The organism is Actinophytocola sp., assembly GCF_045807065.1.
Taxonomy (GTDB): domain Bacteria; phylum Actinomycetota; class Actinomycetes; order Mycobacteriales; family Pseudonocardiaceae; genus Actinophytocola.
Genome location: NZ_JBJMIE010000004.1, coordinates 1 through 23,483 on the forward strand (window position 1 = coordinate 1; position 23,483 = coordinate 23,483).

A 23,483-nucleotide genomic window follows, 5' to 3' on the forward strand; every position below is an offset into this window, starting at 1 on the left:
ATTCGGGTACGGCATCCACCAGTGCCTCGGCCAGCAACTAGCCAGGACGGAGCTGGCCGACGCCTTCCGCCACCTGCTACGCCGCTTCCCGAACCTGCGGCTCGCCATCCCGTCCGACAGGGTCCCGCTGCGCACCGAAATGTCGACCTACGGGGTGTCCTCGCTTCCGGTCACCTGGGATCCCGTTCTGGACCAACGCCACTGATTTGAGTGGTGGCGGGGCCGGTGGCCTGCCCGCTTGTGGATCCTGGGATGGATGGTGAGCATAGCCGACTGGGCGTTTCTCCTGGGTGCGCCTCTTGCATGACCCTGTTTCGGTTGGCAGTCGAGAGATCACCCGCGTCGCGTTCGCGAACAGTTCTTGTGGTCGCTACCCATCCTTGGGTCGGCATAGTTTGAAACTCATCTCGAGGGGTTAGTCACCCGGCGTGCACGGTCGGCGACAAGACGGCGTGGTCGTGCGCGTTCATTCACCTTTTTCTAGGAGGACAGGTGAGATTATCGAGATCAGGTTCTGAGGATGGGGGAGGTGGACTGCTCGCGTGGGGGCTGGGCACGGTGTTGTCGGCGGCTGTGTTGGCTCTGTCCACGGGTGTGGCGTTGGCGGGCGCCGATGAGCAACCTGGCGGGCCGCCGTCCGCGCCGGCCAAGGCGACGGTGAAGGTGACCGTGATCGGTGACTCGTTCACCAGTGGTGAGGGTGCCAACGCGTCGACCTACCGCACGGCGCCGGTTACCACGACGGATGAGTCCGGCATCACCTATCAGGTTGACACGGTGGATCCGGCGCATCAGTCGTCCACGGCGCCGACGTTGCAGGCGATCAATCAGATCAAGGCGGCCAACCCGGGCGTCGATATCCAGGTGACGTTCGTGCCGGTTTCGGGAGCTACCCGGGACAGCCTGTATCAGACGACCAATCCTGGGACGCCGTTCGAGCAGCCACCGCAGATCAACGCGGTGAAGGGCGCGGACGTGGTGATCGTGGGTATCGGTGGCAACGATGCCCGCTTCAGCCAGTGGGTGAGTACTGTGCTGTTCAACACCGACGGGACGTCGGCGCAGCAGTTCCCGCAGTTCATGCAGCCGCTCAACGACGGCACGTATCTCGCCAACCAGGTCAAGCTGCTCAACGACGTCGCCGACATGGCGGCGCCGGACGCGACCATCGTCTCACTCGGCTATCCCAAGGCGATGCCGGACACCATCCCGGGCACGCTGACGTGGTGGTCGCCGTTCAGTTGGTCGACGATCAGTCAGGAAGAAGCCAACCGGTCCAACCAGCTGGCTTCGGCGCTGAACACGAACAACCAGGACGCGTCGCTCACGGCCGCGTCGCAGCACCCGGGCCAGCAGTGGCTCTTCGGGGACGTCTCGACCGCCCTGCAGGGTCACGAACTGTTCACCAACCAGGAAGGGCTCAACGGCCTGACCCCGTCGAACACGGCGGGGTCCTACCACCCCAACGACCTGGGGCAGCAGTTGCTCGGGAGCGTGCTGCAGCCCTACGTCGAGCAGGCGGTGAACAACCAGTTGGCCAAGCAGGGTGTCACGGGTGCGGAGAACGTCGCACCGATCACGCCGACGTTCTCCTACGAGTGGAACCTGCGGGTTGACGTCCCGCTACAGTCGGCGAACCAGCCGCCATGGAACAGGTCCCAACCACCCGCTCAGGACCCCACGCCAACCCAGGCGCCGTCCGACACACCAGCGGAACAGAACAAGACCCAGCCCGACCGTGCCGACCAGGCCGAGCCAGCCAAACCCGACACGACCCAGCCCGACACGCCTCAGCCAAATGGGACACAACCGGACGCGACACAACCGGACGCGGTGCAACCGGACGCAATGCAGCCGGACGCGGTCCAGCCAGATGGGACGCAACCTGGTGAGGCCCAACCCAATACGGTCCAACCGGACGCGGCTCAGCCGGACGCGGTCCAGCCGGATGTGGCTCAGCCGGAGGTAGCCCAGCCAGACACGGCTCAACCGGAAGCGGTCCAACCGGATGTGGCTCAGCCGGAGGGGGTGCAGCCGGACGCAGTGCAACCTGGCGAGGCCCAACCCAATACGGTGCAACCGGATGTGGTCCAGCCGGACGCGGCTCAACCGGATGCGGTCCAGCCGGAGGCAATGCAGCCGGAGGCAATGCAGCCGGATGGGGTGCAGCCAGATGGGGTGCAGCCAGATGGGACGCAACCTGGTGAGGCCCAACCCAATGCAGTGCAACCGGACGCGGTCCAACCGGACGCATCTGCGGCTGACACGCCTGCGATACCGGCCGAACAACAGCCCGCAGTGCCTCCGGCCGACGCTCCATCAGCACCGGCACCGACCGACGCGCCGCCATCAGTGCCGCCGGTCGACGTTCCTTCGGAACCGGCACCGGTCGACGCACCAGCGGCCGTCGCCCCGGAGCCACCGCCGGTAGCGCCGGATCCGGTCATCGCGCCGGAGCCAGCACCGATCATCGATGCTGTGCCGGAGCCGACCGCGCCGCCGCCACCGGTGATCACTCCGGTGGAGCCGCCGTCCGTCGCACCGGTCAACCCGGTCGACACCGGACTGTCCAGCGACACCGGACTGTCCAGCGACACCGGACTGTCCAGCGACACCGGACTGTCCAGCGATACTGGACTGGGTAGTGTCGATACCGGTCTCGGCTCCGACGCGGGTCTCGGTTCCGCCGGATCCGACACGGGTGGATTCAGTGGCGACTCCGGCGGAGGCGCAGGCGAGTAGACACACACAATCAAGCGGGGCACGCCACCGGCGTGCCCCGCTTGCTGTGACCCACTGGCGGGTCAAGGTCGAACGCCAGGGTGGCCACCGCCTGACCGAGGCAGGCACGGCGTCAACTTCGCACCCGCCTCGGTCAGTCGAGGACCTGCCGACCGGTGACTGGCGGCCGCCCACCAGCGGCGGCTGAACGTACCTTTCTGCGGGCTGGGCCAGGGTAGGACATTCTGCGGACAGGATGCGACGACCGCCGACAACGGTGACAGCACGTTCGCGATCCTGGTACGGGCGGTTGTGCTACCGCCGTCGGTGAATTGCGGTCATGTGATTAGTTGTTCAGGGACAACCGGAGGGTGGCTCCACACGAATCTTGGCGGTCACAACGGTTCCCAGCGCGGCTTGCGTACCACCTACCGGCGACTGGCTGGCGACCTTGTCGAGGTTGGTGCAGACCCTGTCGGTGAAGAAGAAGCTTACACTGAGCCCGAATCCAGCGGCGGTCATTCTCGATCTCGCCGTAGCTTCATCGAGTCGGACCACGTTCGGGACTGTGCCCGACGAAGTCTTGGTCCAGACCGTGCTGTTGGACCACAGGACCGAGCCCGGCGCCACCAGTTTGGCGGTAAACGTGCCGTCATCGGGGAAGGTGACGATGATGGTGTCGCTGGTGAGCACGACACCGTTGGCGGCCGGACGACCCAGGCGGGACATGTCGATCGTGAGAACGTCGTTCACGTTCGATATCACCGGATTCGCCGGTTCGCCAGAGTTGTAAAAGCCGTTGAGATCGAACACGGTCGGCGTGGTCGCACTCGCGGATCCGGCCGCGGCAACCAGGCCGGTGACGACCAGGGCCAGCATCGAACCAATCGCACCAAATTTCTTCGCAATGGTCAAGAATGAATTCATAACCTATCCTTCTCGTCGCCTCAGAAGCGCGCCTATTCGGCGTGCCAAAGGTCCGCGCTGTTGGTGCCACTGCAGTCGATGGTGGCGATAGCTGCGCCGTTCTTGATGGTGTTGGGGACGAGCGCCAAGCACAGCCCAGGGATACCGGAAGCCAGCACGAGGGCGCCGACGTTGTTGGCGACTCCCCAGCGCCACCATTGACCGGTGGCCGCGGGGTTGCAGAACTGCTGACGCACACGGTCACCAACGGCGGCCTCCATGCACAAGGCGCTACCGCCGTTCGCCAGCTGGAAGAAGCCGTTACCGACGTCTACCGGCCTGAACGCCTGCGCGGCATTGCCCTTGCAGTCGAATTCTTGAAGGACCGCTCCGGTTGCGGTGGACGCATTGAGCACGTCGACGCATTTGTCGGTACGGTCGTTGACAATCTGAATGAAGTCGCCGGCCAGGGCCGCCTGCGCGGTGGCCGATGTCGTGGCCTCGGCGGCATGCGCCGAGTCGGCCAGGACCACGCCGCTTGCGGTCAGACTGATGAAAGTGACAACTGCAGTCAGCACTCTTCGATTCTTCATTTCGATCACTCCGGTCAGAGTTGATGGTTTGATTTCTTCTGCTTTGAGGTGCGAATTGCCGCAGCGTGACCCCAGGGGTCAACGCCACTGGTGGTTCAACCATGACGGAAACGGACTGTGGTGGACTCAGCTGCGCAGGCTTGCCTGTGGGTCGACGTCCTGCCAATCGCGCTGATGGTCACCGCCATGGCGGCCACTTCTGAACGTTGAATACCTGTCGAGATCGACCTGCTCGAACTAACGACGGAAGGGTACGGCGGATCGCCGGCGAGCGATGCCGGTTGCGGACACGGGCGGACGGGGGCGGACTCAGCCGTGCCGGATCACCTGCGGGACGTCGACGTCCTGCCAACCCACGGCCCACAGCTCGGCGGTGTCAGGAATCCGCGTGACAGCCGCGAGAGCGGATGCCAGTCCACCTCGCACCGCGAGCGATCGGGCATCCACCGGTACCGTCGTGAAGCGCTGACCGTCCCAATGCTCCACGTAGTTGGTATCCTGCACGCCCACCGGTTGGTCGTAGCCGACCACCCACACGTCGTTGCTTTCTCGGGCAACCACATCCAGCAGGTACGTGCCACGATCACCGGCAGTGGGCACCACCTGCCAGCTGCCGCCGGCCAGATGCAGGATGAGCGGCTGGCACTCGCCGCCGCCACCCCCCGGCAAGCAGGTGAAGCCGACCGCCCACACCTCACCCGCCGAAACCGCGGTCACTGCCCGCAGGTCGTTGGACTCGCCGGCCGCGCCGCCGTGGGGAACGGCGATTCGGCTCCACCGGGTGCCGTCGAAGTGCAGGACCAGAGCCGAGTCGTTCTCATAGCCCACCGCCCAGACGTCATCGCCGGCTCGGGCGTACACGTGATGGAGCATCGTGAAATCACCGCCGACATCAGGCAGTGTCACCGTCACCCATCGTCCGTTCCGCCACCGCATCACGAGCGGTTGCGTCGCGCCGACGCTCAACCTCCCCTGCCAGCCCACGGCCCACCCATCCGTGGCAGATATCATGTCGATGTCGGTCAACGCGTACACACTTGTTGCCGGAGGCGCGGGAGCCGGGACAAACGACCATGTCGTGCCGTCGTAGTGCGCGATGACCGGGACGTAGTGGAAATCGGGGTCTGGTGCACCCATTCCACTGCCGACCGCCCACACGTCTCGCGCGGAGACCGCGTCGACCGCCGAGAGGGTGTACTGGAAGTTCGGCACGGACGGTTCCTCGATGGGATCCCAGCCCGAGCCGTTCCAGTGCTCGATCAGCGGCTCGTCGACGTTGTGCCACCCGTTGCCCACGGCCCAGATGTCGGTCGGCGACACCGCGGCCACATCGGAGAGACCGGTGAAGCCGGGACTGTCGGGCGACACGAGCGCGGGTGTGACGGGAGCCCACGGCGCCTCGGCCGCGGTGGCATGGGCCGGTAGGGACGCGGCGAGCAGTACGATCGTGAGAATTGTCGGTAGGCGACCACGCATCGATTTCCCCCTCGATAGATGTCTTGTGGTCATTGTGTGCGCGCTTCGCGGGTGGCGGGGCGAGTGTCGGTCCCCATATTCGGGCTCGGGCTACCCATCTTTTCGCCGAGGTCGGACAGCAGCGCGCGGTCCCGTTGACCGGTTTTGGTGAGGAGGTTTGCCACGTGCTTTTCGACCGTGCGTGGGGACAGGAACAGGCGTTGGCCGATCTCCTTGTTGCTCAGATGATCGGCCAGCAATCGCAGCACCTGGTATTCGCGGACGGTGACGCCGAGCTCCCGTAACGGCCGGGGGATCGCCTCGCTGCCCTCCCGGTGCTGGTTGACCGATGCTCCCGTACGGCGCAACAACGTCCGGCAGGCACGGGCGACCGCCGGGGCGGTGGTGTGGAAGTGGATCTCGGCCGTCCGCAGCCATGAGACGGGGTCGCCCCATCCTCGCTCGATCGCCGACGGCGCGGCCAGCCGCAACCCGAGGTGGTGGGCCAGCGGGTAGCGCCGCGACAGCTCCATGAAGCGGGACATCTCACGTTGCGCGTCAACGAGGTCGCCGGCTCTGCTGTGCAGGATCGCGTGGGCCAGCGGGAGGAACTGGCGGTTCCAGGTGGCCTGCGTCTGCGCCGACGTGGCGAAGGTCTCGCACTGCTGCCAGCCCGCCCGTTCGGCGAGCACGGTGAGCAGCAGGTGCGGGCCGTGTACCAGGGACAGGTACGACGCGGGGCGGGCTGCCTCCGCGGCGACCGCGTGACCGAGCTCGCTCAGGGCCTGGTCGTGCCGCTCCTCCTGAAGCAGGCAGAAGGCGAGACCGAAACCGCGAACCGCCGAGTCGAGGTCGTCCTGCTCGCCGCCAAGTTCGCGGTATCTCGCCAGTGACGCGTCCACATCGGATCGGGCACCGGTGTGGGCGGCCGCGAAGATTCGCACGGCAACGGCGGTGAGTCGGGTGTGGGTCAGGCGCAGCCGCTCGGCGACCTCTTCGCAGTGCCGCGCGGACCGCTGCGCCTCCTCGTACTCGCCCCGACAGGTCCTGACCACCGCGAGCTCCAGGTCGATGTCGAGCGCGACCTCCACAGCGCCGATCCGGTTCGCCAGCGCGAGGGCTTCCAGCAGCCTTCCCGGGGCGGCATCCCGGATGCCGTCATGAGCGCCGATGTTGTACAACAGTCTCACTTTGCGGTGCAGCAGCCCGTGTTCGTCCGCAATGGACAGTCCGCGTCGGTACAGCGCGTCGGCCTCGGCCAGATCCCGCAGCCGCGCACACCTCCCGAGCGTGTCCAGCGCCTCGCACGCCACCTCTGGCTGGCCGTTGCGCTCCGCGGCACGCAGTGCCCGTTCAGCCAACAGCTGTGCCTGGACGAGGCGGTCAGGCGTGGGACTGCCGAGTACCAATTGGGCGGCTGTGGCGTCGATACGGGCCGCTGTGACGGGATCCGAGGCAGGTACCTTCGCCAGCTCGCGTAGTCCCTCCGCCCAGTGGCCGGCCGCGGCGGCGACCCGAGCGAGCCGCAGATGCACCGTTGGATGACCCGCCCACCGCGCACCCAGCTCATAGGCATCGGCGATACGACCGGCGTCGGCGTAGGCGTCGACCAGGGACTCGGCAAGCCCGATCGAATCCACTGTGGACAATGCGCGCTCCAGCAGGGCGATCGCCGTGGACACGGCGCCCTGCGCCGCGGCACGCTGCCCGGCGATCCCGAACAGCTCACCGGCACGTCGATGGTCGCCGGCCGCCTGCCACAACTCCCCGGCGAGCTGATGATCCACATCGGATACCACGGTGGCCAGGCGGCGCGCCAGCGCGGCCCGTTCCATCGGCAGCAGGCGTGCCCGCAACGCCTCCGCGGTCAGCGCGTGCCGGAAGCAGAACGCGTCACCGTCCGCCACCAGCAGCTGAGCGTCGACCGCCTCGCGTAGGCAGCCCGCCAACCGGTCGTCGTCGATGTCCGCGGCGACTCCTATCAAAGAGGGCGCGAACCGCCGCCCCACCAACGCCGCGGCCTCCAGCAACGCCCTGGTCCGGTGGCTCTGCCGATCGACCCGGCCGGTCAGCGTCGCGGCCAGGGTGACCGGAAGTTGCTCGGCCACGGGTCCGGTTACGGTCCAGGATCCGCCCTGCCGCACGAGCAGTCGATCCTCGACCATCCCTGCCAGCAACTCCTCCACGTGCAGCGGCACGCCATCCGCGGTGTCGAGCAGTCGGTCCATGACCGGCTCGGGTACCTGGTCCGGCGAGACGTCGAGGCATGCGCCGGCCATCTTCCGCACCGCCTCATCACCGAGACGGTGCAGCCCCAACACGGTCACCCCATGGCGCCGCCGCGCCGCCCGCACCAGATCCAGCCCCGCGCAGGGTTGAGAACGCACGGTGCCCAACAGCAGGAACGGTGCGGCGGCCGCGTTGTCCGCGAGATAGTCGACCACCGTCAGGGTGTCCTGGTCGGCATCGTGCAGATCCTCCAGCACCAGCAGTGAACCCCGGCGCCCCACCGCCACGACGAGCCGCAACACCGCCTCTGCCAGCACGACGAGCGAATCCTCCGACCTGACGGTCGGCCCGACACGCCATTCGGGGACCAGCCGGGACAGCACCGGGTAGTAGGGCAGCAGCTCAGGATCCTCGGGTCGGCTTGACCGCCGCAGCACCGACAGCAACGCCTCGCTCAACGCCCGGAACTGGACCGACGGCGTCGCTGCGCGGCCGCGCAGCACCGAGAGCCCGGCGTCGGCGGCCAGCCCGATCACCTCCGTGGCCAACCGGGTCTTGCCGATTCCGGCTTCGCCGCACAGGAACACCACGCCGCCGGAGCCCGCCGAAGCCGCCTCCACCGCAGCACGAAGCTCGGCGACCTCAGCGTCACGAGCCACGATTGACGGACTCAACCGCACGGCGCCCAGGGACTCGCGTGCGGCCGCGCCCCGCTGGAGATCCGCGACCCGGTCCCGCGCGGTGGCCAGCTGACGACGCTCGGCAGGTCGGGCACCCAACAGGACGACCAACGCGTCGAACCGATCGGTGGGCGGCAGGGTCTGCCCCGTGAGATAACCCCCGATCACGGTGCGCGACCAGCCCGTCTTGGCGGCCAACTCCCGATAACTGAGCTCGCGGGCGCCCCGCAGCCGAGCATCACGGCGACGCAGCTCTCGCAGCAGCCTGCTCAGCTCGGGCAGGGTCCGCACCGCGGCGATCGACTCCAGATCGAGACCCGACAGCTGACCGAACCCGTCGTGGCGACGCCGACCGTCGCCATTCGCAGGTTCTGAACCGGGTCTTCTGGCCAATCCCCGCTCAACCCCTCTGTACCGGGACGGCCAGGGTATAGGCGCCTCATAACGGCCGGGTCACAGCAATCAATTCAACACCGGTGGTGATCACGGCGGCGGGCCGCGGCCGAGTTGCCGGACGGGAGCGTGCACGTGCCGACCTTGTTGCCGGACAGCGGTATCTACGACCGCGCCCGGAGCACCGACGCACCTGTTCCAACACAACGAAGATCGGCTCCAACGGATCGCTCAGCGCGATCTCCCAACCAGCCCTGACCCACTAGGCGGCCCGTGCCCTCGACCCGCGGGACGGGGGCCGGGAAGAGCTATCCGAGGCTCCACTGCTGGTTGCTGCCGCCGTTGCAGGTGCGCAGCTCCGCAAGGGCGCCGTTGGCGGCGGTGTTGACCACGTTCAGACAGAGTCCGGACTCGGCACCGGTGATGGTGCCATTGGTGTTGACCGCCCATTGCTGGTTGGCGCCACCCGTGCAGTCCCAGATGATGGTCGGTGTGCCGCTGCTCGTGCCGTGACCGGAAGCGTCCAGGCACTTGCTGCCGTACACGATGAGCTGCTTGCCGGAGGTGTAGGTCCACCACTGGTTGGACCCGCCGTTGCAGTCCCAGATCTGCACCTGCGTGCCGTTGGTCTGGCTGGCGTTCGGCACGTCCAGGCACCGGTTCGGCCGACCGCGCGAACCCGGCCGCCGGTGTTGGTTCCGCTGCCGTAGATGGTCGCTTCCTTGGCGGTGGCCCTGATTCCGTTGGTGCCGTTGAAGATTCGCTGTCCCCAGGTGATGAGCTGGCTGGGGTCGAAGTTGTTCGTCATGTCGAGCCTGGCGTCGTTGTTGGCGGCCCAGGACCAGCCGAGGTAACCGATGCCCCTGGAGACCGCCTGTGACATGACCGTCTGGTCGTCCACCTCGCCGGAGGCGAACTGCCAGCCCAACTCACCGATGACCAGCGGCAGCCCCTTTGTTGCCGATCGGCTCGTTGCCGATGTTGATCACGACGTAGTTCTCCTGGCCGACCAACGCACTCTTCTGACTGATCCAGTAGCTGACGGCCTGGTCGAGCGAGGCGGCGGCCCTGTCCTCGCCGTACCCGGTGGTGTCATGCGCCTCCAGGACGCAGATTAACCGGTTCTGCTTGCACAGGGAGACCACGTTGGCCACGTCGGGGGACGGACCCACCGCTGGCCGCTGCCCAGCACCACGCGCACGGTGTTGGCGCCCAGGGCCTTGATGTTGGCGAACGAGCTGGTCTGGCTCTGGAACCAGAAATGCTCGTGGTTGATCCCGCGCATGATGAACGGTTGGCCGTTGGCCTCGACGATGTCCGTGCCGCTGATGTGCAGTCCCGTCGCGGCGTACGCGGGCGGCGTGCCCACGAAATCGTCACCCAACGCCATGATCCGTGTGAGTGTGGCAGCACCAACCGGGGCAGGAACCAGACCGCGCCGGCGGCCAGTGACAGGCCGATCACCACCGCACGGAGAAACCGCAAACTCATACCGACCTCCTGGAGAAACGACCCGCAGGAGCAGTCCGGATTTGGGAGCGCTCCCAGAGTTGGGCGCACGATGGGAGATGTTCATTTCTGCTGTGCTGATCGCCGATGTGCGCGGGACGATCAATTGATCACGCTGACCGGCACCTGTCGTTCGAACCCTCGACGAGGCCGAGGGCCGACTACGCCTCGGACGTCACGACGAGATAGCAGAGCCTCATTGCTCCACCCTCCTGTCGGTTTGCACACGTCGCGGCTGACGCGGCTTACAAACGTTGCAACAGAGGTCAACCGCCGTTGATGTCAAGGTGCGGCCGGCGGCAAGGGCGCGAGGCCTGTCCCCCTGCGCGAACCACGGACGTGGTCAACGGTCGGTGGGAGGAGCCGCGGTGGAGGAGCGCACCACCAGCGAGGGCTGGAACAAGATCTCGCGGTGGGTGTGGTCCGTTCGTGCCTCGTCGAGCAGGAGGTCGGCCGCGGCGTAGCCGAGCCGGTAGGTCGGCTGGGCCACTGTGGTCAGCGGCGGCGAGAGTAGGGCGGTGAACGGGAGATCGTCATAGCCCACCACGGACATGTTCGCCGGGACGCGTACCCCGGCGACCTCCAGCTCACGCAACACCGCCAGCGCGGCGGTGTCGTTGAGGCAGACCACCGCGGTCGGACGTGGCACGGCGGTCAGGATCCTCCTGACGGCGTCCGCGCTGTCGGCCAGCGACGGGTTGACCGGTATCCGCACGTCCAGCAGCGCCTCGTCCGGGTCGAGTCCCACGTCGGCCAGCGTCTGGCGGACCCCGGCACGTCGACGCGCGACCGGCGTGGTGTCCACGACGCTGCCCAGATAGGCGATCCGGCGGTGACCGAGGGAGAGCAGGTGCTCCCCGGCGAGGCTGCCGCCCAGCAGGTCGTCGACGGCCACGGCACACATGTGCTCCCCGGGGAATGGTCGACGAGAACCACCGGCGTGCCCCGACGGCTCAGCTCCCACAGCCTGGTCAGGTCCGGTTCGATCGGGGCGATGATGATCCCCGGCACGGCCTGCTCCTCCAGCAGGCCAAGCAGCCGCCGCTCCTTGGCGACCTGCAGGTCCGTGCTACCGGCCAACACCAGGCACCCCCTCGTCGGCCAACCGGTCCTCCATGCCCCGGTTGACCTCCGCGTAGAACGGGTTGGCCAGGTCCAGCACGACACTGCCGACGATCGCGCTCGGCACGCCCCGCAACACCACATGGGACGCCCGGGCTCCCCCGCTGCACGAGCCGGTGACGAACCGAGTGTCAGCACCACCTCCGACCACTGTGGACGGCATAGGTGCGGGCGGCAGGGCGAGGTCGAGCACCTGCTCGCCGGCTCCATCGGCAACCTGGCCGGCTCCAGCGAGTCCGAGGCGCTGCTGCACACCGCGTCCGAACTGCTGATCAAGAACACGGTAGAGGCACTGAACTCACGGTCGTCGAGAGCGGTACTCGGAAATCATCCCTGGACCGGGGTGGGAACTGACCGGGCGACCGGACGACGAGACCGGCGACCAGGTGATCTCGGCGCCAGCGTGGATCAGCTGGCCGGACCAGCAAGGACGTGATTTCCGGCAGCCGCCGCCGGCCCGCTCCTTGACACCCACTTCCCGTCATTCATACAGTTGTCGTCATTCTGTATGAATGACGTGGGAGTTGGTCGGCGATGAAGCTCGGCAGGACTGCCGTCGTCCTCGGTGGCAGTGCCGCCGGTCTCTGTGCGGCGGGTGCTCTCGCCCCGCACTTCAGCCAGGTGTTGGTGCTGGAACGTGATGAGCTTCCGGCGGACGTCGTGCACCGTCGCGGCGTGCCGCAGAGCAAGCACCCGCACTTCCTGCTGAACTCCGGCCGGCGCGCGATCGGGGAGCTGTTCCCCGGCTTCTCCGACGACCTCGTCGCCGCGGGCGGGCTGCACCTGATGCCGTCGATGGACGCCGCCTACCTCGACGGGGAGGGCTGGTCGGCCCGCAAGCGCAGCGCGATGACGATGATCTACAGCTCCCGCGTCCTCATCGAGCGGGTGCTGCGCGACAAGGTACGAGAGCTGGCCAACGTGACCATCCGCGAGGGTGTCTCGGTGACCGGCCTGACCACGCGGAACGGCGGCACCCGCGACGGCGCGGTCACCGGCGTCGACCTCACGTCACCCACCGGCGATGAGCACCTCGACGCCGACTTCGTGGTGGACGCGATGGGGCGTGGCTCCTCGGTCGGCGGCTGGCTGGTGGCGGCGGGCTGGCCCGAACTCGAAGTGCGGACGCTGGACGCCAAGGTCACCTACACCTCGCGCTGGTACGAGTTGCCCGCACGGCGACCGCCGTCCTGGTGGTGGCGGCACCTCGTGATCATGCCGACCCGGGACAAGGGCGAGCATCCCGCCGAACACGAGTTCCTGGTGAACTTCTTCCCGATCGAGGGCAACCGCGTCATCGCCTGCATGGGCTCGTGGGGGCTCGACATGCCCCGCACCGAGGACACGTTCGTCGAGTCGGCCCGCCGGGTGCGGGCGCCGCTGTTCGCGGCCGCGATGGACCGGTGCACCCCCACCTCGGAAGTCCACCTGACACGGTCGACCGGCAACACGTGGCGACGCTACGACCGGTGGGCGATCCCACCCAGGGGTCTGGTGTTCGTCGGCGACTCGATCTGCGCGTTCAACCCCTTCTACGCCCAGGGCATCAGCTCCGCGTCGCTCTCCGCGCTGCTGCTGCGTGCGCACCTCTCCCGCGCCCAACACCTCGACGCGGCGTTCTTCTCGCGGTTCCTCGCGGCACAACGCAAGCTGCTCGGCGTGCCGTGGCGACTGGCGATGGCACGGGACCAGGGCTACGGGTGTGCGGTGGGCACCGAGAAGCCGCCCGAGTGGCGCCGCCGCGTCCTCGCGGCCGTGTCCGACCCCGCGTTCAGCTTCATCGTCGGCGCCGCCCGCGAGGACCCGGTGATCGACGAGCACTTCGCCAAGGTGTTCAACCTCGACGAGTCACTGGGCGACATGCTGGGCAACCCGGGTGTGCTCGCGCGGCTCGCGCGCCACGGCATCCGCGCCGCGCTGGGGCGACGCCGGGTGCCCTTCGGGTTCGACCCCAACGCCGAGCCACCCGCCACGGACTACTCTCCCGCCGGCACCACGACGCCGGCGGTGGCGCGGTGAGCCGGTCATGAGTGCCGACTGCGGTCCGGGCGCGGAGGCCATCACCCGAGACCTCGGGTTCGACTGCCACGACGTCTCCCCCGTGGTCTCGGTCCGCTTCCCGTGGGAGCTGGCCAACTGGACGCTGCCGCTGCTCGAAGTGATCATCATCGGCGGCGCGGTCTTCGCGCTGGTGCACGCCCTCCGCCGCCACCGCGCGGGCGACTCGACCAACCTGTCGCTGTGGTGCGCCTCGCTGGTCTACCTCCTCGTGACCGAGCCGCCGCTGTACTTCCCGGAATGGTTCGGTCTCGACCAGCTGTACGGTTTCATCTTCGCCCACAACCAGTTCACCGTGCAGTTCATGTGGGACCGGTTGCCGCTCTACATCGTGGCGTTCTACCCGGCGTTCAGCCAGCTCGCCTACGAGCTCGTGCGGTCGCTCGGGATCTTCGCCCGGCGCGGCGCGCTGACCGGTTCGGTGGCCGTCGCCTTCACCTGCCAGGTGTTCTACGAGGTGTTCGACCACATCGGCCCCCAGCTGAGGTGGTGGGCCTGGAACATGGACAACCACATCGTCAACCACCCCGCGCTGGGGTCGGTGCCGATGAACAGCATGCTGTTGTTCGCCTCGGTCTCGATGGGTGCCATGACCTACCTGGTCGTGCGCCTGACCGGCGGCCCACGGCGCGGATGGTCGCTCGTGCCACGCATCCTGGTGGCCGGCGTGCTCACGCCACCGACCATGGCGATCGCCGGCATCCCCTCGAGTCTCGTCAGGGGGAACAGCACGGCGCAGGCCTGGGTCCTCGGCCTCGAACTGGCCCTGCTCTGGCTCGCGGGCGCCTGGATCCTCGTGTCGTACCTGCGGTCCGCCGACCGCGAACCGGACGAACCCACGTCGGCTTTCGCGCGGTTCTACCCCGCCGTCTACCTGGGTGGGATGGCGGTGTTCTGGCTCAGCGCCCTCCCGGCGTACCTCGCCGCGGACCACGGAGTCACCAGCGAGGGCACCCCGATCGGAAGCGGCCCCTACGCACTCGCCTGCTTCGTCGGCGCCGGCCTGTTGCTCGCCGCGCTCCACCGCGCCCGCCGCACGGCCCCTGCCACCCCCTGACCTGCGGCGATCAGGGAAGATGGAGTGCATGGGGTACCACGGATGGCAGGGCAACCCGCCCGGCACCGAGAACGAAGCACGCCGCCGGATCGTCGAGGCGGCGACAGCGTGCATCGACCGGTTCGGGCTCGCCAAGACCAGCCTCTCCGACATCGCCACCGAGGCCGGGGTGACCCGGCAGACCGTCTACCGCTACTTCCCCAGCCTGAAGGACATCCTCACCGCCGTCGCCGAGGCCGGCGCCGAGGAGTTCGCCGAGCGGATGGAACACCACCTGGCCTCCTTCGGCAGTCCGGCGGAAGCCGCCGTGGAATCCGTGGTGTTCGCCGTCCGAACGGTCCCCCACGAGCCCTACCTGGGCCTGCTCCTGCAGGCTGGCGAAACAGACTCCTTCACGGCGGGGGTCACCTCTCCACTGTCCTTCTCCCTCGGCGCGCGGATCCTCCGCAACCTGCCGGTCGACTGGTCCGCCGTCGGCATCACGACCGACGCCGACCTCCGGGGCCTCGCCGAGATCCTCATGCGACTGTTCATATCGTTCCTACGGTACCCGTCGACACCACCACTCACCGACGACCAGCTGCGGACTCTCGTCCGGCGCTGGATTGGACCGGCCCTCCGCGGGTGACCCTCTCGGGACTGTCGGTGCCCGGCCGTGCTGCACGCCTTCTAGGGCAGGCCGGACAGCCTGGTCGTCACCGACGGTCCTACGGCGGCGCTTTCCAGGCGAGGCGATCTCGTGCGGGACGCGCGGCTCGCCGAGCGGACGGCGATGGCGCGGGAGGCGTACGACCTCGTCGCGCATCACTTGGTGCGTCCGGCTGGCACTACCTCGCGACCCGGCCAATGCCCTGAGGGAACCCCTTCAGGACGTTGGGTTGAACGTCTTGAAGGGGTCCCTCGGGCATCGGGCTCGGATTACGTGGCGAAGTAGGTCAGCGCCCGGTGCATCAGATCCGCCTTCTGTTCCGCCGTGCCGTACGCCTCCAACGGGAACGCCAGGAACACGACCTTGTACGGCCCGGCCGCCACGGTCAGCGCGTCCACCGCCGCGGAGTCGTCGGTGAACGCCGACGTCGCCGGGGCGATCGGGGTCACCCGGTCCTCGAACGTGGCACCCAACACCGAGTGGTCCAGGGCCACTGTGCCGACCCCGTCCGTCACCGGGTTGCCGGCGACGCCGTGAACGGCCCCGGTTGTCTTGTCGTTCTGCGTCTCGGTGCCGTCCCAGTCGATGTGCAGGTAGTCACGCACGAATGCGGTCGTGCCCGCCGCCTGGTCGAGGATGTCCTGACCGGACATGAGCAACCTCCCGCCGCCGTCGAGGAAGGCCTTCAGCTCGTTCTCGTACGGTGTGATCGGCGCCGGGTACGTGTTGCCGGTGAACCACACCACCGTCTTGTGCGCCTTCAGGTACGAGACCGGCACGTCAGGCTCGGCGGCCAGGTCCCAGTGGCTGAACGCGGTCCCGTTCGCCGTCAGCGCCGTCGCGTAGTACGACTCGACGTCCGGCGCGCCCAGGTCCTGGTCGACGAGCAGCGTGTCCACGGCCACCGCGATCGTGGTGAGCGTGGCACTCGCGCTCACCGACGCCGACGCGGCGGTGACGGTCGTGTCACTGGTCGCGTCGTTCGCGGCCGTGGCCGGCACGCTCACCTTCACGCACACGTCCGTGCCGGCGCCCGGCGCGACAGTCGGCGTGCTGGTCAGCGGCGTCGTGCAGGTCGCGTCATAGGTCGCCGACGGCCAGGATCCCGTCGCGGACAAGGCGTAGCTGTCCGTCTGGTAGCCCTTGTTGGTCAGGTGCACGGTGTAGGTCGCGTCGGTGCCGACCCGCGCGCCGCCCTTCTGCGCCGCCGGGGCGACGGTCACCGCGTGTGCCGGCGCGATCGGGATCGTGTGCGGGCTGCCGCTCGCGTCCACGCCCTGGTCGGACCGGACCGTCACGCCGTCGCTCACGATCGACGTGGCCGAGCCCGGCAGGTTGCCGGCGATGCGGACGTCGAACGAGACCGACGTGCTCCCGCCCGGCGGCACCGTCAACCCGCGCCAGTGCACGACGCCGCCCGAGGGCTTCCCGCCGTTGTCGGCCGAGACGAACGAGGTGCGGGCGGGAACGGGCGCGTCGATCCGCACCCCGGTCGCCGCCGCGTTGCCCGCGTTCTTCACCGTGACCGTGTAGTGGATCTGGCTACCCGGCCCGACCGGCACCCCGGTGTCCGAAGTGGACACGACGAGCGCCGGTGACGACGCGCCGGTGTCCAATGTGTACGCCGCGCGACCATGCGTGCCGGCGGCCAGCACGGCGTGCGAGGCGTCGTAGTCGAGCTGCCACACCGCCACCTTCGGCATGCCCGCGCCGAGCCGCTTCCACGTCCGGCCGCCGTTGACGGTCACGAACGGCCCGACGTCGGTCCCGACGTAGAGCGTGCCGTCCGCTGACGGGTCGAGGATCACCGAGTTCACCGGGACATCCGGCAGGGAGCCGCTGATGTCGGTCCAGTGCCGGCCGCCGTCGACGGTCTTGAACACGTGCCCGCGGTTGCGCGGCGTCGCCGCCCCGAACCCGGCGTACGCCGCGTACGCGACGCGCCAGTCGGACCGGTCCACCGCGAACTGCGCCACCGGCCGGTTCGGCAGCACGCCGCGCCCGACCCGGGTCCAGCTCGGCGAGGCGGCGGTGACCGCGTCGGGGCTCACCGAGACCACGCCGTCGTCACTGCCGACGTACACGCCGTCACCGCCGTCGGCCACGCCGACCGCGCTGATCAGGCAGCCACGCGCGCCGTTGGGCGCATCGGCGGTGCACCCGGTCGTCAGGTCCGGGCTGATGACGTCGAAGTGCACGTCCCCGGCGGACGGCGCCTCGACGTTGTCGCTGCGGTACAAGCGGTAGGTGCCGAGGAACATCTGGTTCGGGTTGGCCCGGTTCTGCACCCACGGCACGTAGAACTCGGACCGGTCGGTCAGGTCGATGCCACCGTCGATGGCCTCGTTGCCGAAGAACGTGCCAACCTCGCTCGGGTCGTACCGGTACGGCGAGATGCCGAAGAAGGTGCCGAACACGTACGCGGGCAGGCTGGGGTTGAGCGGGTTCGTGGTGGTCTGATCCACGATCACCTGGCCGCCGTCGCCGCCGGCCTGGTCGAACCACCGCGAGTTCGCGAGCGACTTGCGCAGCGTGCCGTTGTCCTGGGTGCCGCCCCAGTACTGGCCGGGCACCTGCGGCACCGTCGCCATGCTGGTGTACTGCGTGATCCGCAGGCCGGTCGAGTGGATCAGCGCACCGGTCGTCGGGTCGACGGTGCCGTTGAGGTCCTCCCAGTCCGCGGCGGACAGCGGCTGGCCGAGGTCGCGACCGCCACCGGTGAACGACTGCCACACGCCGCCGTCGTTGCCGAGCACGACGTGGTGGGTGTCGTTGGGTTGGAACGCGAACGCGTGGAAGTCCGGGTGCAGGTCGTACCCGAGGCTCTGCCACGTGTTGCCGCCGTCGAGCGACCGGAAGATCCCGCCGGACTGCGGCGAGTTGTTGTACCCGTACAGGCCGAGGAGGTAGACCACGTTCGGGTTGGTCGGGTCGACCCTGACCACGTTGTCGTAGAAGCACTGCGTGCCGCAGTAGCCGAGGATCGAGTCGATGCCGCTGCCGGTCGGCGTGGCGGTCCAGTGCGCGGCGCCGTCGGTGCTCTTGTACAGCTGCGACTGGTGGTAGTTGTCGTCGAGGTCGAAGTAGTCGAAGCCGGTGTACAGGGTCGCCGACGCGGCGCCGGCCGGGTGGGACAGGCCGAGCGAGAACCGGGTGCCACCCTCCAGGAAGTTGCCCCTGGGCAGGTCGCCGAGCGCGCTCGCCCAGGTCGCGCCGCCGTCGGTGGACTTGTAGATGCCGTCGCCCCAGAACGACGCGTACAGCACGCGCGGGTTGACCGGGTCCATGACGAGGTCGGTCGCGCCGTGCAGTTGGTCGGTGGTGCCCTTCTTCAGCGACCAGTGGTGGCCACCGTCCCGCGACTCCCACACGCCGAACGGGGTCTTCGTCGGCGCGGTGGTCCGGTGGTTGCCGCCGCGGCCACGCAGGGTCGCCAGGTACAGGTGGTTGGGGTTCGCGGGGTCGACGACGATCGAGGACGTGGCCTGCCCGTTGAACTGGTCGGTGGACACGCGGGTCCACGTCTGGCCGCCGTCTGCGGAGCGGTACACGCCGTCGCCGTAGTAGCTGTCGCCGGACAGGGCGCCCTCGCCGGAGCCGAGGTAGATGATCCGGTCGTCGCTCGGCGCCGCGGCCAGCGCGCCGACGGACTGGGTGTTGGCGTCCGGAGTGCGCGAGGTCCAGGTCTTGGTCGTGTTGTCGAACGTCCACACGCCGCCCTGCGCCGCGCCGAGCACGATCGTGCCGTCGTTACGAATGACCAGGGCACTGATGCGGCCGGACACCGCCTCGAACGTGTTGGTCGTGCGCGCGACCTGGACGATCGGGTCCGGCCCGGTGCTGGTCCAGGTGCCGCCGCGGGAGCCACCGCGCTGGGTCTCGGCCGCCATCCCGCTGGCGGCGCTCGCGGCGCGGCTGCGGTAGGTGGCGGCCTGCTCGTAGGTCAGCTGATCGTCGCCGGCGAGCAGCCGACTCCAGTAGTAGGCGTCGCGGAGCTTGTCGAAGCCCTGCTCGTCGTCGCCGTTCTCGTGCTCGCCCTTGGGAGTGAGTAACACGGGGGTGTCGTCGACGGGACCGGCCGCCGCGACAGGTGCCGAAACAAAGGGCACAATCAGTAAAATTGGGACAATCCATCTCAACCGAGCAAGCGCGCGTGAAACGATCATGCGGAGGCTCCCTACCTCGAAAAACCCGCGCGAGAGTTTCTCCCGCTGGCATAGTGAAAGCAAGGGCCGTCCGGACGAATACGCACCCCGCCGCCGGAAATGCTGGCGGCGGGGAGCCGGTTCACTGACCGGGTGTGGGCGGTCGAGACCCGAGGGCGGGCCTCCTGACTTGTCCGTCGCACCTCCGCGACCGCACGGTCGCCAGGTCACTCAGCGTGTCCGGACCGTCTCACACATCCACCCGTTCTCCGCGAACGCGTCGTGGCATTTGACCATGTGCGCCTTGAACGGCTGGGCTGCGTTGCCGTCCCAGCTCGGGTCCAGCTCAGTCACACCAGCGGTCAGGTTGGCCGCGATACCAAAGTTGGCCCAGGCTACGCAAAAGAGACCGGGCCGTCACCCGAAGGAACGGCCTGGTCCGACGATGTAGCCCCGACGGGATTGAACCCGCATTACCGCCTTGAGATCAGCTGCTGGTGACGAGTGTCAGGTTGTAGGCCGCGAGGATCGGGGTGATCTCCTGGTAGAACGTGGTGCCACCGGAGGTGCAGTTGCCCGATCCGCCGGAGGTCACGCCCTGGGCCTGGTTCGCGCTCAGCCATGAGCCGCCGGAGTCACCCGGTTCGGCGCACACGTTGGTGCGGGTGAGGTTGTAGACCGTGCCCTCCGGGTAGTTGACGGTCCAGCCGCGGTCGAGCAGCGTGCCGCACCACAGGCCGCTGGTGGAACCGGAACGGCAGATACCTGAGCCGGCCGGAACCTGAGCCGAGCCGTAAACGTAGTACCACGAGCCGTTGTAGCCCTCCACGTACCCCCACAGCGTTACGCTCGGGTCGGTGCCGACGTACGAGTAGTCGTTGCCAGGGAAGGAAGACGCTACGAACGAGCCGATCACGGTGCCGTTGTGGTCGCTGACCGTGTTGCCCGGCAGACCGCAATGGCCGGCACTGACGAACCCGCCGTAGACGGCGAACCCTTCCGAGCAGCGGGCGGCGAAGTTGATGTAGTACGGCCAGCCGCCGACGACGTCGGCGTAGGTCTGCGGCGAGTTGTCCTCCTCGACTACGCGGACCGACGAGTGTATGGCGGTCACCGAGGCGAGGAACGACTTGGCGGCCGCATCGACCTTGTGCCGGTTGACGGCCACGACCACGCTGTTGGTCTTGTCATCGACGTGCCAGCCGTTGATCGCCGCCGGCGCCGCCCTGCCTGCGAACCGGTCGATGCGGGTCTTCACGGCGTCGAGTTCGGCGCGGCTGTGGGTGACAACACGAACCGTCACACCCGCGCCGACACGTGCGGCCCTGACACTGTCGGTGCTCTGCGCGACGAGCGTGCCCGACTTCGGGTCGAACCAACTGCCTGCGTAGCTGTCGCCTAACGTCGTCCGAACGGTCTGCTCGGCCGTGCGCGCGGCCGCCTCCTGGGCGAGTCTGGTTTTCACCTCGGCCGCCGACAGCCCGAGGTCGCGTTGCATCGCCTGGGACATGGCCTGCGTGACCCTCGGCGCTGTCACTGGGGACAGCGGTGCGAGGTCAGCGGCCGCCGATGCGGAAGTCAGGCTGGCGGCGGCGAGTCCGGCGGCGAGCAGGACAGCCGCGGACCAACGCGCCACTCCGGTGCGTTTCATGTTTTGTCTTCCTTTGTTGATGCGCAGGAATAATGCGAAACCGCCAACGGCCGACAGTCGATGAAGGTAGACCGTTGACCAGCCGTTTTGAATGTTTGAGAATTTTTCACTTGGCAGTCGAAAGGTTAGGGATCCGCGTAGCGTGCGGCCTACCGCCATCCGTGTGATGAAGTTGTCACGGCTGGTAGTGGCAGGTTTCGATCACTGCGGAATTTCGACGCGAGCGACCATTCGGCGGGAATTAGTTCGACCAAGTGCGGTAATTCGTACCCAACGATTGTCAGCTCGCCGCGCGTGTCACGCGCTCCGGCCTGCGATGATCGGCGGCGCTCATGCCACCGAAGGTCAACTCGCGGCGCGGGGCACGACACTTGACGGCTGGGATCTTCGACGGCACGCACACCGTGCATCACCCGGTCGGCACGAGCACCTCGATCGCGGCAGCGTGCGGGCGGTGGCCTGCAGGTCTCCGACCGCGGCACCACGGCCGGGCCGGTCGCCCGCCGCGGCGCGCGGACCTGCAAAGGAACAGGCATTCGGCGATCCCGCTGCGAGTCGTGTATCGAGGCATGATCGCACCGCGGCGTCGCCCGAGCGCTGTCTTCGCGTCACCCCGCCGTCACCCGACCGTCTCGGCTCCACGAATGAATTCACATTCCTCGAATCAGCACGGGAATTTGGGTCACAATCAGGAGGTCGGCCACAGATTTCTGGGGGATTCTGAGATGGGGACGAATACTGGGACGTCGCGGAGTGTTTCGGGCGACACCGCGCGTGCACGGTTGGCGCAGCGGCTGCGCGAGCTGAGACGTGCTTCCGGCCTGAGCCTGCGGGACCTGGAACGCAAGGTGCACGCGAGCGACTCGTCGCTGTCGCGGTACCTGGCCGGGCGGGCGCTGCCGCCCTGGCAGGTGGTCGTGGTGCTGTGCGAGTTGACCGGCGCCGACCCGGACGAGCTGCGGGACCTGTGGGAACGGGCCTGGCGGCCGGCCGAGGCCGCGGATGCCGGGGAGACAGACACGGGCGAACCGACGGTTGCTACGACATCCAGGTGCACCTACCCACCCACGGCGGCGACACACCCGGCGCCCACTACCTCATCTACCCGGGCATCAACGGCAAGAACATCCTCAGCCCGCACTCCGTCATGATCAACCAGGAGACCAACGGCCAGAACCGCTGGCAGAACCTCGGCACGTTCCCCCTCTACACCCGCGGCACCCGGGTCGAACTGTCCAACCTCCAACCCGGCGTCAGCGGCGAGGGCGCCGTCGACATCGCCTACGACGCCATGGCGTTCACCCCGGAAGACCCCGCATCCTGCGGTGGCTGAGGTCCGCGCCGAGGTGGGTCAGCCGTGGGTGGCCCCCGGCTGGACGGCGAGGAGGGTGGCGTGGACGGCACCGAGGCGTTCGCTGTCCGCGCGGTCCGGATTGGAGCCCGAAATCGTCGGCCCGGGTGAGGCCGGGCATCAGCACACAGGCCACCAGCGGGATGCGGCAGGTGAAGTGTGCGCCGAAGGTGGGCGTGAGAGTTGACCCCGCGATGTCCTGTGACAGTTCTTCTTCCACATCGCCGAGTCTGGACGGACCTACTCGTGCGAGGACTCCTCGACTGAAGCCCTCGCACGTCCGATCACCGGGTCCCGCCCAGGGCGATCAGCTGCTCGACGTCGGTTTGGCTTCGAACATCGCGCGGAGCTGGTACTTGCGCAGCTTGCCCTGCGGGTCGCGGGGCAACTCGTTGACGAGTTCCAGCCGGTCGGGGAAGTACAGTTCGGTCATGCCGCGGTCGCGCAGGTGGTCGTGCACGTCCTCAAGCGTCGGGGGTTCGGTGCCGGGCACCACGACGACGCAGACGTGCTCCCGCGCACCATCCGCGCAGCTGATGAGCGCCACGTCCTTGACACCGGGGTGCTGCATCAGTTCCTCCTCCACGTCTCGCACCGGGATGATCACGTCGGCGTTCAGGTCGTAGACGCGGTCGGCGACGCGGCCTTCGATGCGGATGCCACCGCGGCCGTCCGGACGGGCGATGTCGCCTGTGTCGAACCAGTCACCTGAGGTTCCCCCCGAAGAGTGGACACCGAGTTAGCAGGGCGTTGCCCTGCTGGAAGGATGTCCGTTATGTCTGCCCGGAAGCGTCGGTCCTACGCGGCCGAGTACAAGGTTGAGGCGTCGCATCGTGTGATCGATACCGGTCGTACGATTTCCGAGGTCGCTCGCGAGCTGGGAATTGACCCGGGGATGTTGAGTGTCTGGGTCAAAGACGAACGTCGTCGAGTGGGTGCGGCAGCGGCGACTGGAGACGAGCCG

At 68.0% G+C, this 23,483-nt stretch carries 19 protein-coding genes; 8 read left to right on the forward strand and 11 right to left on the reverse strand.

The window, feature by feature from the left end:
- On the forward strand, window positions 1-205 hold a 205-nt coding region (locus tag ACJ73U_RS00075), incomplete at its 5' end, for a cytochrome P450 (protein WP_407775385.1).
- A gap of 395 nt (window positions 206-600) precedes the next feature.
- The gene (locus ACJ73U_RS00080; protein ID WP_407775386.1) at window positions 601-2,742 is read left to right on the forward strand and encodes a hypothetical protein; all 2,142 of its coding nucleotides are present in this window, start codon (window positions 601-603) and stop codon (window positions 2,740-2,742) included.
- Between the two features lie 333 nt (window positions 2,743-3,075).
- Here ACJ73U_RS00080 and ACJ73U_RS00085 read toward each other — a convergent pair whose 3' ends face one another.
- The 8 genes from ACJ73U_RS00085 to ACJ73U_RS00120 form a co-directional block, all read right to left on the reverse strand.
- Window positions 3,076-3,636: a PASTA domain-containing protein gene (locus tag ACJ73U_RS00085; RefSeq protein ID WP_407775387.1), complete on the reverse strand. Its 561-nt coding sequence runs from the start codon at window positions 3,634-3,636 to the stop codon at window positions 3,076-3,078.
- Between the two features lie 44 nt (window positions 3,637-3,680).
- Complete coding sequence (locus ACJ73U_RS00090; RefSeq protein ID WP_407775402.1) at window positions 3,681-4,220, reverse strand: RICIN domain-containing protein; 540 nt, start codon at window positions 4,218-4,220, stop codon at window positions 3,681-3,683.
- Window positions 4,221-4,529: 309 nt separating this feature from the next.
- On the reverse strand, window positions 4,530-5,549 hold the full coding sequence (locus tag ACJ73U_RS00095) for a hypothetical protein (RefSeq protein ID WP_407775388.1): 1,020 nt from the start codon (window positions 5,547-5,549) through the stop codon (window positions 4,530-4,532).
- Window positions 5,550-5,725: 176 nt separating this feature from the next.
- Window positions 5,726-8,875, reverse strand: a complete 3,150-nt coding sequence (locus ACJ73U_RS00100) for an AAA family ATPase (protein WP_407775389.1) — start codon at window positions 8,873-8,875, stop codon at window positions 5,726-5,728.
- A gap of 410 nt (window positions 8,876-9,285) precedes the next feature.
- Window positions 9,286-9,624, reverse strand: coding sequence for an RICIN domain-containing protein (locus ACJ73U_RS00105; protein ID WP_407775390.1), 339 nt, complete (start codon window positions 9,622-9,624; stop codon window positions 9,286-9,288).
- 282 nt (window positions 9,625-9,906) lie between these two features.
- Window positions 9,907-10,131, reverse strand: coding sequence for a cellulase family glycosylhydrolase (locus ACJ73U_RS00110; protein WP_407775391.1), 225 nt, complete (start codon window positions 10,129-10,131; stop codon window positions 9,907-9,909).
- Window positions 10,092-10,367: a hypothetical protein gene (locus ACJ73U_RS00115; RefSeq protein WP_407775392.1), complete on the reverse strand. Its 276-nt coding sequence runs from the start codon at window positions 10,365-10,367 to the stop codon at window positions 10,092-10,094. The genes ACJ73U_RS00110 and ACJ73U_RS00115 overlap by 40 nt, the downstream gene beginning before the upstream one ends.
- A gap of 462 nt (window positions 10,368-10,829) precedes the next feature.
- Complete coding sequence (locus tag ACJ73U_RS00120; RefSeq protein ID WP_407775393.1) at window positions 10,830-11,381, reverse strand: substrate-binding domain-containing protein; 552 nt, start codon at window positions 11,379-11,381, stop codon at window positions 10,830-10,832.
- Window positions 11,382-12,142: 761 nt separating this feature from the next.
- On the opposite strand from ACJ73U_RS00120, the gene ACJ73U_RS00125 reads away from it, so the two are divergent.
- Genes ACJ73U_RS00125 through ACJ73U_RS00135 form a run of 3 tightly spaced genes read left to right on the forward strand, consistent with a single transcriptional unit; the run spans window position 12,143 to window position 15,351 of the window.
- Window positions 12,143-13,627 carry an NAD(P)/FAD-dependent oxidoreductase gene (locus ACJ73U_RS00125; protein WP_407775394.1) on the forward strand — a complete coding sequence of 495 codons (1,485 nt, stop codon included), beginning with the start codon at window positions 12,143-12,145 and terminating at the stop codon, window positions 13,625-13,627.
- Window positions 13,628-13,634: 7 nt separating this feature from the next.
- The gene (locus tag ACJ73U_RS00130; RefSeq protein ID WP_407775395.1) at window positions 13,635-14,723 is read left to right on the forward strand and encodes a hypothetical protein; all 1,089 of its coding nucleotides are present in this window, start codon (window positions 13,635-13,637) and stop codon (window positions 14,721-14,723) included.
- A gap of 28 nt (window positions 14,724-14,751) precedes the next feature.
- Complete coding sequence (locus ACJ73U_RS00135; protein WP_407775396.1) at window positions 14,752-15,351, forward strand: TetR/AcrR family transcriptional regulator; 600 nt, start codon at window positions 14,752-14,754, stop codon at window positions 15,349-15,351.
- A gap of 290 nt (window positions 15,352-15,641) precedes the next feature.
- Here ACJ73U_RS00135 and ACJ73U_RS00140 read toward each other — a convergent pair whose 3' ends face one another.
- Together ACJ73U_RS00140 and ACJ73U_RS00145 are read right to left on the reverse strand one after the other, a co-directional pair.
- A complete protein-coding gene (locus ACJ73U_RS00140; protein WP_407775397.1) occupies window positions 15,642-19,427 on the reverse strand; it encodes a hypothetical protein in 3,786 nt (1,261 codons plus the stop codon).
- Between the two features lie 577 nt (window positions 19,428-20,004).
- Window positions 20,005-21,327, reverse strand: coding sequence for a S1 family peptidase (locus tag ACJ73U_RS00145; protein ID WP_407775398.1), 1,323 nt, complete (start codon window positions 21,325-21,327; stop codon window positions 20,005-20,007).
- Between the two features lie 566 nt (window positions 21,328-21,893).
- On the opposite strand from ACJ73U_RS00145, the gene ACJ73U_RS00150 reads away from it, so the two are divergent.
- Entirely contained in the window at window positions 21,894-22,319 is a 426-nt protein-coding gene (locus tag ACJ73U_RS00150; protein ID WP_407775399.1) for a helix-turn-helix domain-containing protein, read from the forward strand.
- Window positions 22,220-22,501: a hypothetical protein gene (locus ACJ73U_RS00155; protein ID WP_407775403.1), complete on the forward strand. Its 282-nt coding sequence runs from the start codon at window positions 22,220-22,222 to the stop codon at window positions 22,499-22,501. Before ACJ73U_RS00150 ends, ACJ73U_RS00155 begins: the two co-directional genes overlap by 100 nt.
- Before the next feature lie 325 nt (window positions 22,502-22,826).
- Here the strand turns inward: ACJ73U_RS00155 and ACJ73U_RS00160 are convergent, their stop codons facing one another.
- Complete coding sequence (locus ACJ73U_RS00160) at window positions 22,827-23,126, reverse strand: AMP-binding enzyme (RefSeq protein ID WP_407775400.1); 300 nt, start codon at window positions 23,124-23,126, stop codon at window positions 22,827-22,829.
- Window positions 23,127-23,294: 168 nt separating this feature from the next.
- On the opposite strand from ACJ73U_RS00160, the gene ACJ73U_RS00165 reads away from it, so the two are divergent.
- Window positions 23,295-23,483: transposase (locus tag ACJ73U_RS00165; protein WP_407775401.1), on the forward strand; the 189-nt coding region annotated here is incomplete at its 3' end.

Bases quoted from the DNA above. Each gene is read 5' to 3' on its own strand.
- ACJ73U_RS00090 (WP_407775402.1), bottom strand. From the start codon at position 4,220: ATGAAGAATCGAAGAGTGCTGACTGCAGTTGTCACTTTCATCAGTCTG.
- ACJ73U_RS00115 (WP_407775392.1), bottom strand. From the start codon at position 10,367: ATGGCGTTGGGTGACGATTTCGTGGGCACGCCGCCCGCGTACGCCGCG.
- ACJ73U_RS00125 (WP_407775394.1), top strand. From the start codon at position 12,143: ATGAAGCTCGGCAGGACTGCCGTCGTCCTCGGTGGCAGTGCCGCCGGT.
- ACJ73U_RS00130 (WP_407775395.1), top strand. From the start codon at position 13,635: ATGAGTGCCGACTGCGGTCCGGGCGCGGAGGCCATCACCCGAGACCTC.
- ACJ73U_RS00135 (WP_407775396.1), top strand. From the start codon at position 14,752: ATGGGGTACCACGGATGGCAGGGCAACCCGCCCGGCACCGAGAACGAA.
- ACJ73U_RS00145 (WP_407775398.1), bottom strand. From the start codon at position 21,327: ATGGCGGTAGGCCGCACGCTACGCGGATCCCTAACCTTTCGACTGCCA.
- ACJ73U_RS00150 (WP_407775399.1), top strand. From the start codon at position 21,894: ATGGGGACGAATACTGGGACGTCGCGGAGTGTTTCGGGCGACACCGCG.